This window comes from Klebsiella sp. 2019SCSN059 (assembly GCF_021739525.1).
In the GTDB taxonomy this organism is placed as follows: domain Bacteria; phylum Pseudomonadota; class Gammaproteobacteria; order Enterobacterales; family Enterobacteriaceae; genus Klebsiella; species Klebsiella quasipneumoniae.
Genome location: NZ_JAKKOM010000005.1, coordinates 1 through 13,086 on the forward strand (window position 1 = coordinate 1; position 13,086 = coordinate 13,086).

A 13,086-nucleotide genomic window follows, 5' to 3' on the forward strand; every position below is an offset into this window, starting at 1 on the left:
TGATATGGCTCAGTTGGTAGAGCGCACCCTTGGTAAGGGTGAGGTCCCCAGTTCGACTCTGGGTATCAGCACCACTTTTTAGGTTAAAGTTCGGCACGTTGTAAAGAATTTGCCTGGCGACAATAGCGCGGCGGTCCCACCTGACCCCATGCCGAACTCAGAAGTGAAACGTCGTAGCGCCGATGGTAGTGTGGGGTCTCCCCATGTGAGAGTAGGGAATCGCCAGGCATCAAATAAAGCAGAAGGCCCAGTCGAAAGACTGGGCCTTCTGCTTTTGTGTTACCTGTTGATAAGCAGTCCTGCCGCCAGGGGGAAGCCCGTCAAAGCCGATTTGCGCGTAATGCAGCAAGGGACAGTGAGTTTGTTTGTTCGGTTGTCATGTGGATGATGCGCAGAAGAGCAGATACAGGTTCGACGCTAGCCCCTGTATCTGCTGGTCGGGGGAGAATTAGCGGGTCAGCGCGACGATCCCTAACGTGAGGCCGGCTACCGCGGCGGCGCCCCCAGCGATCGCGCCTGCGGTGTCCCAGTTGTCTTCTGTTGTGCCTTTCATACAGGTATTGGTGTGGACTAAGCGGCCTTGCGAGTCATACACCGGCACGCAGGGAGAGTCATGGGCACAGCCTGCCAGCAGAGAGGCCAGCAGCGCCACGATTAAATACTTTTTCATGATATTACCTCTGGATAATCCGCAGGGTTGTACTGAAAGCCAGTGCAGAACGGAATGGCTTATTTTATCACCGCGGATTGTCCGGCCCGGATGCCGAAATCATCTCAATATATGAGCCACGTAAATATCGTGAAGATAAGCAGGGGAATATGCAGAAAAGATGGAGAGAACGATCGTATCCCAGCGCTGCCGCGCGCGATAGCGGTTGTCAGATAGCGGTAAGCTGTAGTGGTTGCTCATATACCAGGCGAAAAAAAAGCGCCCGCAGGGGCGCCTTTAATACCAGACCGGGTTATTCAGCGTGCCGGGTAAAACGTCGTCTGACGACCACAAAGAAGACCGGAACAAAGAAGATTGCCAGCAGTGTCGCGGTTAGCATCCCGCCCATGACGCCGGTACCCACCGCATTCTGCGCCCCACTGCCGGCACCATGGCTAATCACCAGCGGCATGACCCCGAGAATAAAAGCCAGAGAGGTCATCAGAATGGGTCGCAGGCGCATCCGCGATGCCTCCAGGGTTGCTTCAATGATCCCTTTCCCTTCTTTCTCCATCAGATCCTTGGCGAATTCGACGATCAGGATCGCGTTCTTCGCCGACAAACCGATCGTGGTCAGAAGGCCTACCTGGAAGTAAACGTCATTATTCAGCCCACGCAGCGTGGCGGCTAACAGCGCGCCGATCACACCCAGCGGAACCACTAGCATGACTGAGAACGGAATCGACCAGCTCTCATACAGCGCCGCCAGGCACAGGAAGACGACAATCAGCGAGATGGCATAGAGCGCGGGAGCCTGGTTGCCGGAAAGGCGTTCCTGGTAAGACATCCCGGTCCAGTCGTAACCAATACCGCTCGGCAGTTTACTGGCCAGCGCTTCCATCAGCGCCATGGCTTCCCCGGTACTCTTGCCCGGCGAGGCTTCACCAAGGATCTCCATAGAGGGTAAACCGTTGTAGCGTTCCAGACGCGGCGAGCCATATATCCAGCGCGAAGTGACGAAGGCGGAGAACGGAACCATTTCGCCATTGGCGCTACGAACATACATATTGTTAATGTCGCTCGGCAGCATACGGAAATGGGCATCAGCCTGGACGTACACTTTCTTGACGCGACCACGGTCAATAAAGTCATTGACGTAGTACCCGCCCAGCGCAGCGGATATCGTTTCATTGATATCGGAGAGCGATACGCCCAGCGCCTGCGCTTTTTCCTGGTCGACATCCAGTTTGAACTGCGGCGTATCTTCCAGCCCATTAGGCCGTACCCGTACCAGCTGATCCGGATGCTGTTTCACCATGCCCAGCAGTTGATTGCGCGCCTGCGTCAGGGCAGTATGGCCTAGCCCGCCCTGGTCGATCAGCTCAAAGTCGAAGCCGGTGGCGGTACCCAGCTCAATAATGGCAGGCATGTTGAACGGGAAAACCATGGCGTCTTTGATCTGGCTGAAGGCCACGGTGGCTCGCTTGATGATGGACTCCACGCTGTTTTTATCACCGCTGCGCGCTTCCCATGGTTTCAGGCTGACAAACGCCATGCCGGAGTTTTGTCCCTGGCCGCTGAAGCTGAAGCCGTTAACGGTAAAGACGCTTTCGACGTTAGCCTTCTCGTTATGCAGATAGTAGTCGGTCACGGTATCCAGCACTTTCTGTGTCCGCTCCTGGGTAGCGCCGGAAGGCAGCTGGATCATGGTCAGGAAGACCCCCTGGTCTTCATCGGGTAGAAAGGATGTCGGAAGACGTATAAACAGCACGGCCATTCCCACGACGATCAGCAGATAGATCACCAGGTAACGGCCGGTTCCACGCAAAATACCGCTGACGCTGTTGGTGTAGTGGTTAACGCTCTGGTCAAAACGGGCGTTAAACCAGCCGAAAAATCCTTTTTTCTCATGGTGTTCAGCTGAGGCTGGCTTCAACAACGTGGCGCAGAGCGCTGGCGTCAGCACCAGGGCAACCAGCACGGAGAGCGCCATGGCGGAAACGATGGTGATCGAAAACTGGCGATAAATCGCGCCGGTGGAACCGCCGAAGAAGGCCATCGGCACGAAAACCGCAGATAGCACCATGGCGATACCCACCAGCGCCCCCTGGATCTGCGACATCGACTTTTCCGTCGCTTCTTTTGGCGAGAGCTTCTCCTCAACCATCACACGTTCGACGTTTTCCACCACCACAATGGCGTCATCGACCAGCAGACCTATCGCCAGCACCATACCAAACATCGTCAGGGTGTTGATGGAGTAGCCAAACATCGACAGTACCGCGAAGGTACCCAACAGCACGACGGGCACGGCAATGGTCGGAATGAGCGTAGCGCGCATGTTCTGCAGGAACAGATACATGACAAGGAAGACGAGAATAATCGCTTCAAAGAGCGTTTTGACCACTTCGTGAATAGAGATTTTGACGAAAGGGGTCGTATCGTACGGATAGACCACCTTCATTCCCTGGGGGAAGTAAGGCTGCAGTTCGGCCAGCTTCGCTTTAATCGCGGTGGCAGTATCCAGCGCGTTGGCGCCGGTCGCGAGCTTAATACCCAGACCAGAGGCGGGCTTGCCGTTAATTCTGGCGACGACATTGTAGTTCTCTCCGCCCAGCTCAACGCGGGCGACATCTTTCAAATGGACGACAGAACCATCGGCATTGACCCGCAGCGTGACCTTGCCAAACTCCTGCGGATCTTTAAGCCGCGTCTGGGCAATGATCGACGCGTTCAACTGCTGGCCTTTCAGCGCTGGCGTACCGCCCAGCTGGCCGGCGGCAATCTGATCGTTCTGAACCTGCAGCGCATTGATGACGTCCACCGGCGTCAGGTTGTATTTGTTCAGCAGGTTGCCATCCAGCCAGATGCGCATGGCGTACTGCGCGCCGAACAGCTGTACATCGCCCACACCGTTGAGTCGGCTGATGGGATCTTTAACATTAGAGGCGACATAGTCGGAAATATCATCCTGGGTGGTGACCGGGTTATCAGAGATAAAGCCGGCCACCAGCAGGAAGCTGCTGCTGGACTTCTCTACGCTAATTCCCTGCTGCTGGACTTCCTGAGGCAGCAGCGGGGTGGCCAGCTGCAGTTTGTTTTGCACCTGCACCTGGGCGATATCCGGATCGGTGCCGGACTTAAAGGTAAGCGTGATGGTTACTGAGCCGGCGGAATCGCTGGTCGACGACATATACATCAGGTTGTCGATACCGTTCATGTTCTGCTCAATAACCTGAGTGACCGTGTCCTGCACGGTCTGAGCATCCGCACCGGGATAGGTGGCGGAGATCGCCACCGCAGGGGGCGCAATCGTCGGATACTGCGCTATCGGCAGCTGGAGAATGGCCAGACCGCCGGCAATCATCATGATGATGGCCAGCACCCAGGCAAAGACCGGTCGATGGATAAAAAACTTAGACATGGCTGGGTATCCTTATTGCGCGACCGGTGCCGCACGCTCCACTTCTGCTTTAACGGTGACGCCGGGACGGACTTTCTGTAAGCCGCTGACAATCACTTTGTCGCCCGGCTTCAGCCCGCTGGTGATAAGCCACTTATCGCCCACGGCCTGGGAAGCCACCACTTGACGGGTTTCAACCTGATTTTTGTCATTCACCAGCATGACGGAGGCATCGCCCCGCGGCGTTCGAGTCACCCCCTGCTGCGGCACCAGGATGGCCTGCGGATCGGTGCCTTCATCGATGCGGGCGCGGACGAACATCCCCGGCAGCAGGACATGCTGCGGGTTAGGGAAGATAGCGCGCAGGGTAATTGAACCTGTACTTTCATCGACAGTGACGTCGGAGAACTGCAGCGAACCCTTAAGCGGATAGGCCTGACCGTTCTCCATCAGCAGTTCAACGCTTTTGGTGTCGCCGCCGCGTTGCAGGCTTTCCTGCTTAAGGCGCATGAAGTCATTGCTGGATTCCGTCACGTCGACGTAGATCGGATCGAGCTGCTGGACGGTGGCCAGGGCATCCGACTGACCGTTGGTAACCAATGCCCCCTCGGTGACGCTCGATTTACCGATGCGTCCGCTAATGGGAGAGGTCACTTTGGTGTAGGCCAGGTTGATGCGGGCGCTTTCCACGGAGGCTTTGGTAGCGATAACGTCGGCATCGGCCTGGCGGGCGGTGGCCACCGCCTGATCGTATTCCTGTTGACTGATATACTTGGTACCCAGCAGCGGAACGTAGCGTTTCACCGTCAAGTGGGCGATGGCGGCTGCGGCTTCGGCTTTTGCCTCATCGCCCTTGGCGCTGTTCCACGCCGCCTGGTAGGTTGCCGGATCGATCTGATAGAGCGACTGGCCTGCTTCGACATCGCTTCCTTCAACAAAGTTACGCTTCAGGATAATACCGCTTACCTGAGGGCGGACCTCCGCCACGCGAAAAGCTGAAGTTCGGCCTGGCAGTTCGGTGGTGACCGACAGCGGCGCGCTGTTCACGACATGGACCGTCACCTGCGGCGCCTGGGCATGGGGTTGCGGATTGTCCGAATTATCGCAGCCGGTAAGCAATAAGGCCGAGATAATTAAACCGGATAAAAGTGTCACTCTGGCGTGAGTAGTCATGGCGGTTCCTTATAGATTACGTGCCAAATTCGGCGGCGAATCTGTGAAAGAAAGAGGGAATTAAAAAGCAGTTTGCCATCCTACAAATAAACGCCGCTGGATGTAAGGGATAGTTATTTTGGGACAATCAGCAAGGCACGCAAAAACAAAAAAACGCGCTGCCTTTTTATTCTGTTTACCTTAATTGTAAATCTTAATAAATAGACATCAATCCCGTGAATGAGTTATTTATTAATATTGATTTGGGTAATTTATTTGACGATGGCGTCAGAATTAACTTGTCTGCATTTTTGCTAAAAAATATTCCATGACAAATGTTAGGTTAAGCGATCTTCAGAAAATCCTAAATATCCTGTCCGGCGGGAAGGGGGCTTGTATGGCAAGAAAAACGAAAGAAGAGGCGCTACGCACGCGGCAGCTCCTGATTGAGTCCGCGATCCAGCAGTTCGCTCTGCGGGGGGTGACCAACACGACCCTGACGGATATTGCTGATGCGGCGGGAGTGACCCGCGGCGCCGTCTACTGGCATTTTGCCAGTAAGACCGAGCTGTTTAATGAAATGTGGCAGCAGCAGCCACCGCTCAGGGATTTGATTCAGCATAGCCTCGCAACAGAGAATGAACAGGAGCCTTTAAATGCATTGCGCGAGCGGTTTATTACCGGGCTCCGCTATATTGCTGCGAATCCTCGCCAGCGCGCGCTGATGCAAATTCTTTATCAGCGCTGCGAGTTTGCCAATGATATGCTTTCGGAAAATGAAATTCGCCAGCGCATTGGCTTTAATTATTCGCTCATCGGCGGCATGCTGCAGTGCTGTGTGCGTAACAATATATTGCCAGCCGAAACAAATATTGAAGTGATATTAATTGTTTTACACAGCGCCTTTTCCGGACTAATTAAAAACTGGCTGCTCGATCCGCAACGCGTCGATCTTTATCAGCAGGCGCCTGCGCTGGTGGATAATATTATGGCGGTAGTCTGTGCTGCTCGTGTATCGGAGACGCCGGTACTGCGGGCGGTGAATCAGTAATGTGTCCCGCTGCCGCAGGTAATAAAAAAGGCGCTTCCCCATGCCGAAGAGCGCCTTTTATATCAAGCAAGCAACTGACTAGTATCAGTTCATGCCGTATTTTTTCAGTTTTTTACGCAGCGTACCGCGGTTGATGCCCATCATCAGGGCAGCGCGGGTCTGGTTACCACGGGTGTATTGCATCACCATGTCCAACAGGGGCTGTTCAACTTCAGCCAGTACCAGCTCATACAGGTCATTCACATCCTGACCGTTCAGTTGAGCAAAATAGTTCTTCAGTGCCTGTTTAACCGAGTCACGCAGGGGCTTTTGAGTTACCTGATCCTGAGAGTTAACGGTAGAAACGGTCAGTACGTCAGAATTTACGCGTTGTTCGAACATAGTTCTGTCAGCTCTTTATTTCTATTACGCAAAATTTTCGAAGTATGCCTCCAACGCCTCCAGCTGTTCGCTGGCATCCTCAATGGCGTTGAATGTGCGCCGAAACTGGTCATCTGGAGCATGTTCCTGAAGATACCAGGAGACGTGTTTACGCGCGATTCGGTACCCTTTTGCCTGACCATAAAAGTCATGCAATTCCCGAACGTGCGCACAAAGCAAGCGCTTGACCTCTGCCAGCGGCAGCGGGGGCAGCAGCTCTCCAGTGTCCAGATAATGCTGGATTTCCCGAAAGATCCAGGGTCTTCCCTGAGCTGCACGGCCTATCATCAGGGCATCAGCCCCTGTATAGTCGAGCACAGCTCTGGCTTTAAGCGGGTCAGTAATGTCGCCATTCGCGATAATCGGAATGGAAACTTTCTGCTTAACTGCCCGAATACTGTCGTACTCAGCGTCTCCGTTAAACAAGCAGGCGCGGGTGCGTCCGTGAATAGTCAGAGCCTGAATGCCACACTCTTCGGCCAGTTGGGCAATCTCTACGCAGTTACGGTGTTCCGGTTCCCAACCGGTGCGAATCTTGAGAGTCACAGGAACGTCCACCGCATTCACGACCGCCGTCAGGATCGACTTCACCTGGTCGGGGTACTGCAAGAGGGCTGAACCTGCAAGCTTGCGATTCACCTTTTTCGCCGGGCATCCCATATTGATATCAATAATCTGGGCGCCGCTTTCCACGTTAATCCGCGCGGCGGCAGCCATCTCTTCCGGCACACTACCGGCGATTTGCACGGTACGAATACCGGGCTCATCAATATGCACCATCCGTAAACGGGACTTGTCGCTCTCCCACACCTGTGGGTTAGAGGACATCATCTCGGAAACGGTTAAACCCGCTCCCATCTCGTAGCACAGCGTCCGGAATGGTCTGTCAGTAATGCCAGCCATGGGCGCTGCGATCAGGCGATTTCTGAGCTGGTGGTGTCCGATGCGCATGAGTTAAGAAATGACCATACTGTGACTGCAAGGCGGCGTATATTACGCATTTTTTGCACGAGATGAAAGGCCAAACTTTGAGCAATCCTCTGTTGCAGATCAATGAATCCGGGACTAACGTAAAAGGAATGAATAAATACTTATATTAATCATTGATTTAATGGCTGATGGATAATTTGTGTCCATTTATAAAATCATAAAACTTCTCGATTTTTCTTAGACAAACTCGCTACCAGGCGATATAAAACGCTGTTTTTATAGCCAAAAAAGTGCTCTGTAGTGCGATCTGCCTCTCATTTCCTGGCATTATTTGGTGGCTACTGGAAACAAAAATGCGGCCCACAGGCCGCATTGCGCTTAGTTTTTCCGGCCGGTGATCCGGCACCACTCCTCTTTCTCGACCACCGGGTCAAGGGTGAAGAGATCGGCGTAGGCTTCACAGACGCTCTCCGCCTGGCTGGCAAGGATGCCGGAAAGTCCCAGCAAACCGCCTGAAACGGGCAGGACGCTGATTAACGGCGCCAGCTCACGTAACGGGCCAGCCAGGATATTGGCGACCACGACGTCGGCTTTCATCGACTCCGGCTGGTCCTGAGGAAGATAGAGCTCCAGACGCTCAGAGACGCCGTTACGCTGCGCGTTATCGCGGCTGGCCTGAATAGCCTGCGGGTCGATATCAATGCCGATCGCTTTTGCGGCCCCCAGCTTCAGCGCGGCAATCGCCAGGATGCCGGAACCGCAGCCGAAATCAATGACCGTTTTTCCGTTGAGGTCGAGTCCATCGAGCCACTGCAGGCACAGGGAGGTCGTCGGGTGCGTGCCGGTACCGAAGGCCAGACCCGGATCGAGCATCACGTTGACGGCATTTTCGTCCGGAACGTCGCGCCAGCTCGGGCAGATCCACAGCCGCTCACCGAAACGCATCGGATGGAAGTTATCCATCCATTCCCGCTCCCAGTCTTTATCTTCCAGCTGCTCGATCTTATGCGCGAAGCCGGCGCCCAGCAGCGGGTGCTGCTCCAGTTGGGCAACGACCACTTTCATATCGGTTTCGGCATCGAACAGGCCGATCACGTCGGTATCGCCCCACAGCCGGGTTTCCCCGGGCAACGGCTCAAATACCGGCGTATCGTGCGTATCCTGGAAGGTGATCGAGACCGATCCGGCCTCCATCAGCGCATCGCTAAGATCTTCAGCGTTCGCGCCGGTGGTATTTAGTTTCAGTTGGATCCATGGCATAGCAAAACTCTTTATTTATCAGTAGTCAAAATAGGTGGCTGTGGTGCGGGACGGCCGAAACGGTTCCCTGCCACAAACGCCAGTAAACTCAGCAGCAGCGCGGGAACGATCGGGTGGAAGCCGAGAAACTGCACTTTCAGCGTGGCAAGTACGGCATACAGCACGCCGCCCACGATCATCGCGCTCAGCGCGCCAGCCGCGTTAGCACGTTCCCAATACAGGCCCAGTACCAGCGGCCACAGGAAGACGGCTTCCAGGCCGCCGAAGGCCAGCAGATTCAGCCAGATAATCATCTCCGGCGGTCGCCAGGCCGCGAGCAGCAGCAGAACACCCAACAGGAGCGTGATGCCGGCGGACATGCGTTTTAGCCGCTTTTCGTTAGTCGCCTGATCCGGACGCCAGTTCAGATACAGATCCTTGATGATCGTAGCGGAACTTTGCAGAAGCTGGGCATTGATCGTCGACATAATCGCCGCCATCGGCGCGGCCAGAAAGATCCCTGCCGCAAAGGGCGGGAGCACTTTGACCATCAGCGTCGGGATCACCAGATCCGGTACGGTTAAGTCGGGGAGCACCGCCCGACCTAACGCGCCGGCCAGGTGCATGCCAAACATCAGGATCGCCACTACGATGGTGCCGATCATAATGCCGCGATGCACGGCTTTGCTGTCTTTGTAGGAGATACAGCGAACGGCGGTATGCGGCAGGCCAATGACGCCGAAGCAGACCAGCACCCAAAACGAGGCCATAAAGGTTGGCGAGAGGATATCTTCCGCCCCCTGCGGGGACACCAGCTTGACGTCGATCGACTGCAGAGTCTCTACCGCATGGCCAATCCCGCCGGCGGCGTGGATCACCCCCACCAGTAGCACGATCGTGCCGATCAGCATCACCATGCCCTGCATGGTATCGTTGAGCACGCTGGCGCGAAAGCCGCCATAGGCGGTATACAGCGCGATGCTGATGCCGAAGATCAGCAGACCGGTATCGTAGGGAATACCCGCAGCTGTCTCCAGCAGGCGGGCGCCGCCGATAAACTGGACGGTCATGGCGCCAACGAAGGCTACCAGCAGGCTCAGGCTGGCCAGCCAGACCAGCAGACGGCTCTGGTAGCGCGCAAACAGCATGTCATTGAGGGTGACGGCATTATAACGACGCGCAAGAATGGCGAATTTTTTTCCCAGTACGCCCAGCGACAGCCAGATGGCGGGGAGCTGGATCATCGCCAGCAGTACCCAGCCCAGGCCGTATTTATAGGCGGCGCCGGGTCCGCCGATAAATGAGCTGGCGCTGATATAGGTGGCGGTTAGCGTCATGGCCAGCACGAAGCCGCCCATCGAGCGGCTGCCGAGAAAGTACTCATTAAGAAAGCTTCCTGAGGCGCGTTTTCTCATGGCGTAAAGGGATAAGCCGAACACCACCACCAGATAGGCGATCAGGGGAATAATGACCTCAAACTGCATCATCGTCCTCCAGAGGTATGTCGCAGAAAACCAGTTTGACCATCGCCCAGCACAGCAGAATAAACAGCAGCGGAACCAGCAGGCAGGCCATTTCAAACCAGTGGGGCAGGCCGGTAAAACCGATAGCCACCCCCGGCAGATAGGCGGCGGCCAGCCAGGCGGCAAGATAGAGAAGGGTCAGCCACAGCGCCCAGCGCGCTTCTTTGTGGGCCTGAACAAAGCGTTTGTCCATTTTTTGTCCCTTGAGGATAAAGAAAGCGGGGATTGTACCGCATGGTATAGATGAGGAGAGAGAAAAAGAAAAAAGGCCGGAAAATCCGGCCTTTTGCTGAGAGAGCAGAATTATTTTTCCTGCAAGCCGAGTTTTTTCTCCAGATAGTGGATGTTGGTGCCACCATGCTGGAAGTTCTCGTCGCTCATAATGCGCATCTGCAGATCGACGTTGGTCTTGATGCCATCGATGATCAGCTCCTGCAGCGCATTCTTCATGCGGGCAATCGCCACGTCACGGCTTTCGCCGTAGCAGATCAGTTTGCCGATCATGGAGTCATAGTACGGCGGTACGGTGTAGCCGGCGTAAATATGGGACTCCCAGCGCACGCCAAAGCCGCCCGGCGCGTGGAAACGGGTAATTTTACCCGGGCTCGGCAGGAAGGTGTTCGGGTCTTCGGCGTTGATACGGCATTCCACCGCATGGCCGCGAACCACCACTTCATCCTGCTTGATGGACAGCGGCTGGCCGGCTGCGATACGCAGCTGCTCTTTGATCAGGTCAACGCCGGTGATCATTTCAGTTACCGGATGCTCTACCTGGATACGGGTGTTCATTTCAATGAAGTAGAACTCGCCGTTTTCGAACAGGAACTCAAAGGTACCCGCCCCGCGGTAGCCGATATCGACACAGGCTTTCGCGCAACGCTCGCCGATGTAGCGACGCAGTTCCGGAGTGATGCCCGGCGCCGGCGCTTCTTCGACCACTTTCTGGTGACGACGCTGCATGGAGCAGTCACGTTCAGCCAGATAGATAGCGTTGCCCTGACCGTCCGCCAGTACCTGAATTTCAATGTGACGCGGGTTTTCCAGGTATTTCTCCATGTAGACCATATCGTTGTTGAAAGCCGCTTTGGCTTCCGCTTTGGTCATGGAGATGGACTGGGCCAGTTCAGCGTCGCTGCGCACAACGCGCATACCGCGACCGCCGCCGCCGCCGGAGGCCTTGATGATCACCGGATAGCCGATGCGTTTAGCATGGGCGCGGTTAGCGTCCATGTCGTCGGTCAGCGGGCCGTCAGAACCGGGTACGGTCGGGACGCCGGCTTTTTTCATGGCGGTGATCGCGGACACTTTGTCGCCCATCAGGCGGATAGTGTCGGCTTTCGGGCCGATGAAGATAAAGCCGGAGCGCTCAACCTGCTCAGCAAAGTTGGCGTTCTCGGAGAGGAAGCCATACCCCGGGTGAATCGCTACCGCGCCGGTGATCTCAGCGGCGCTGATGATAGCCGGGATGTTCAGATAGCTTTTTACGGACGGAGCCGGACCGATACAGACCGTCTCATCCGCTAACAATACGTGTTTTAGATCGCGATCCGCGGTGGAATGCACAGCAACGGTCTTGATGCCCAGTTCTTTACAGGCACGAAGGATGCGCAGTGCGATCTCGCCACGGTTAGCGATGACAATTTTATCCAGCATGTTCGCCTCGTTACTCGATAACTACCAGCGGCTCGTCGAATTCTACCGGTTGGCCGCTTTCGATCAGAATGGCTTTCACCACGCCGGCTTTGTCGGCTTCGATCTGGTTCATCATTTTCATCGCTTCGACGATGCACAGGGTGTCGCCCACGTTAACTTTCTGGCCAACTTCCACAAACGCTTTCGCGTCCGGGCTTGGCGTACGATAGAAAGTACCAACCATCGGGGAACGTACGATGTGACCACTGATTTCCGCTTTTGCCGGCGCTTCTGCTGCTGCAGCTGGCGCGGCAGCCGCGGCGGCAGGTGCCTGAGGCTGCATCATCGGCGCAGCATAAGCCTGCTGCATAACCGGATAGCTTGCGGCCGGTGCAGAGCGGCTGATGCGAACAGACTCTTCGCCTTCAGAAATTTCCAGTTCGGAGATACCTGATTCTTCAACCAGCTCGATCAGTTTTTTAATCTTACGAATATCCATGAGTGGGTTCCGTACTCTTTGTTTAGTGTGATTGTGACAGGCGTTTTACCGCCGTCTGTAAAGCGTATGAATAGCCGTCCGCCCCCAGTCCGCAGATGACGCCAGCGGCGACATCTGACAGATACGAATGCTGGCGGAAGGGTTCGCGTGCATGCACATTGCTCAGGTGAATCTCGATAAACGGGATGTTCACGGCAAGCAAAGCGTCACGGATTGCTACGCTGGTATGCGTGAACGCGGCCGGATTAATCAGGATATAGTCCACGTTGTCTTTAGCCTGATGAATTCGGTCGATTAACGCATGCTCCGCGTTGGACTGCAGGTGATCCAGGCTCACATTCAGCGCCGCCGCTTCAGATGTTAAATGGTTAACAATCTCCGCCAGCGTGAGCGGACCATACTTCTCAGGCTCGCGGGTACCGAGCATGTTAATGTTTGGACCATTCAAAAGCAAAATGTGAAACTTCTTTGCCATCGTGTGGCGATCTCCTGCCATTTTCGGGTAAAAAACAACATATACCTTCAATGCGCCCTTGTCACCTTTTCAGGGTCAGAAAACCCCGTCAGGAAAGCCAAAGTCGCACATTA

12 protein-coding genes and 1 rRNA gene are annotated in these 13,086 nt (G+C 55.2%); 2 read left to right on the plus strand and 11 right to left on the minus strand.

From position 1 onward, the window contains the following. The first annotated feature begins 112 nt into the window (after positions 1-112). Positions 113-228, plus strand: a 5S ribosomal RNA gene (gene rrf, locus L2I46_RS07730). Between the two features lie 220 nt (positions 229-448). Here the strand turns inward: rrf and L2I46_RS07735 are convergent. From L2I46_RS07735 to L2I46_RS07745, 3 genes are all read right to left on the minus strand, one after another. Then, the gene (locus tag L2I46_RS07735; protein WP_004206262.1) at positions 449-670 is read right to left on the minus strand and encodes a membrane protein; all 222 of its coding nucleotides are present in this window, start codon (positions 668-670) and stop codon (positions 449-451) included. Between the two features lie 292 nt (positions 671-962). Then, the gene (locus L2I46_RS07740; protein ID WP_117132948.1) at positions 963-4,073 is read right to left on the minus strand and encodes an efflux RND transporter permease subunit; all 3,111 of its coding nucleotides are present in this window, start codon (positions 4,071-4,073) and stop codon (positions 963-965) included. A 12-nt stretch (positions 4,074-4,085) separates the two neighbouring features. Then, positions 4,086-5,225 carry an efflux RND transporter periplasmic adaptor subunit gene (locus L2I46_RS07745; protein ID WP_044524928.1) on the minus strand — a complete coding sequence of 380 codons (1,140 nt, stop codon included), beginning with the start codon at positions 5,223-5,225 and terminating at the stop codon, positions 4,086-4,088. Between the two features lie 376 nt (positions 5,226-5,601). On the opposite strand from L2I46_RS07745, the gene envR reads away from it, so the two are divergent. Continuing rightward, the gene (gene envR, locus L2I46_RS07750) at positions 5,602-6,255 is read left to right on the plus strand and encodes an acrEF/envCD operon transcriptional regulator (RefSeq protein ID WP_023291162.1); all 654 of its coding nucleotides are present in this window, start codon (positions 5,602-5,604) and stop codon (positions 6,253-6,255) included. 84 nt (positions 6,256-6,339) lie between these two features. On the opposite strand, the gene fis is transcribed toward envR, so the two are convergent. The 8 genes from fis to aroQ all read right to left on the minus strand — a co-directional run bounded on the left by fis (position 6,340) and on the right by aroQ (position 12,973). Continuing rightward, the gene (gene fis, locus L2I46_RS07755; protein WP_000462905.1) at positions 6,340-6,636 is read right to left on the minus strand and encodes a DNA-binding transcriptional regulator Fis; all 297 of its coding nucleotides are present in this window, start codon (positions 6,634-6,636) and stop codon (positions 6,340-6,342) included. A 24-nt stretch (positions 6,637-6,660) separates the two neighbouring features. Continuing rightward, on the minus strand, positions 6,661-7,626 hold the full coding sequence (dusB, locus tag L2I46_RS07760; RefSeq protein ID WP_004144972.1) for a tRNA dihydrouridine synthase DusB: 966 nt from the start codon (positions 7,624-7,626) through the stop codon (positions 6,661-6,663). 357 nt (positions 7,627-7,983) lie between these two features. After that, positions 7,984-8,865, minus strand: coding sequence for a 50S ribosomal protein L11 methyltransferase (prmA, locus tag L2I46_RS07765; RefSeq protein WP_085551339.1), 882 nt, complete (start codon positions 8,863-8,865; stop codon positions 7,984-7,986). Positions 8,866-8,876: 11 nt separating this feature from the next. After that, a complete protein-coding gene (gene panF / locus L2I46_RS07770) occupies positions 8,877-10,328 on the minus strand; it encodes a sodium/pantothenate symporter (protein WP_023291160.1) in 1,452 nt (483 codons plus the stop codon). Further along, positions 10,318-10,560, minus strand: a complete 243-nt coding sequence (locus tag L2I46_RS07775) for a DUF997 family protein (RefSeq protein WP_236947724.1) — start codon at positions 10,558-10,560, stop codon at positions 10,318-10,320. Before L2I46_RS07775 ends, panF begins: the two co-directional genes overlap by 11 nt. Positions 10,561-10,670: 110 nt before the next feature. Further along, positions 10,671-12,020 (minus strand): acetyl-CoA carboxylase biotin carboxylase subunit, encoded by a 1,350-nt coding sequence (gene accC / locus L2I46_RS07780; protein ID WP_004174096.1) that lies wholly within the window; start codon positions 12,018-12,020, stop codon positions 10,671-10,673. A 10-nt stretch (positions 12,021-12,030) separates the two neighbouring features. Further along, positions 12,031-12,498: an acetyl-CoA carboxylase biotin carboxyl carrier protein gene (accB, locus tag L2I46_RS07785; RefSeq protein ID WP_004206250.1), complete on the minus strand. Its 468-nt coding sequence runs from the start codon at positions 12,496-12,498 to the stop codon at positions 12,031-12,033. Positions 12,499-12,520: 22 nt separating this feature from the next. Continuing rightward, the gene (gene aroQ, locus L2I46_RS07790; protein ID WP_023291159.1) at positions 12,521-12,973 is read right to left on the minus strand and encodes a type II 3-dehydroquinate dehydratase; all 453 of its coding nucleotides are present in this window, start codon (positions 12,971-12,973) and stop codon (positions 12,521-12,523) included. Positions 12,974-13,086: the final 113 nt, after the last annotated feature.

Bases quoted from the DNA above. Each gene is read 5' to 3' on its own strand.
- L2I46_RS07735 (WP_004206262.1), bottom strand. From the start codon at position 670: ATGAAAAAGTATTTAATCGTGGCGCTGCTGGCCTCTCTGCTGGCAGGC.
- L2I46_RS07740 (WP_117132948.1), bottom strand. From the start codon at position 4,073: ATGTCTAAGTTTTTTATCCATCGACCGGTCTTTGCCTGGGTGCTGGCC.
- L2I46_RS07745 (WP_044524928.1), bottom strand. From the start codon at position 5,225: ATGACTACTCACGCCAGAGTGACACTTTTATCCGGTTTAATTATCTCG.
- envR (WP_023291162.1), top strand. From the start codon at position 5,602: ATGGCAAGAAAAACGAAAGAAGAGGCGCTACGCACGCGGCAGCTCCTG.
- fis (WP_000462905.1), bottom strand. From the start codon at position 6,636: ATGTTCGAACAACGCGTAAATTCTGACGTACTGACCGTTTCTACCGTT.
- dusB (WP_004144972.1), bottom strand. From the start codon at position 7,626: ATGCGCATCGGACACCACCAGCTCAGAAATCGCCTGATCGCAGCGCCC.
- prmA (WP_085551339.1), bottom strand. From the start codon at position 8,865: ATGCCATGGATCCAACTGAAACTAAATACCACCGGCGCGAACGCTGAA.
- panF (WP_023291160.1), bottom strand. From the start codon at position 10,328: ATGCAGTTTGAGGTCATTATTCCCCTGATCGCCTATCTGGTGGTGGTG.
- L2I46_RS07775 (WP_236947724.1), bottom strand. From the start codon at position 10,560: ATGGACAAACGCTTTGTTCAGGCCCACAAAGAAGCGCGCTGGGCGCTG.
- accC (WP_004174096.1), bottom strand. From the start codon at position 12,020: ATGCTGGATAAAATTGTCATCGCTAACCGTGGCGAGATCGCACTGCGC.
- accB (WP_004206250.1), bottom strand. From the start codon at position 12,498: ATGGATATTCGTAAGATTAAAAAACTGATCGAGCTGGTTGAAGAATCA.
- aroQ (WP_023291159.1), bottom strand. From the start codon at position 12,973: ATGGCAAAGAAGTTTCACATTTTGCTTTTGAATGGTCCAAACATTAAC.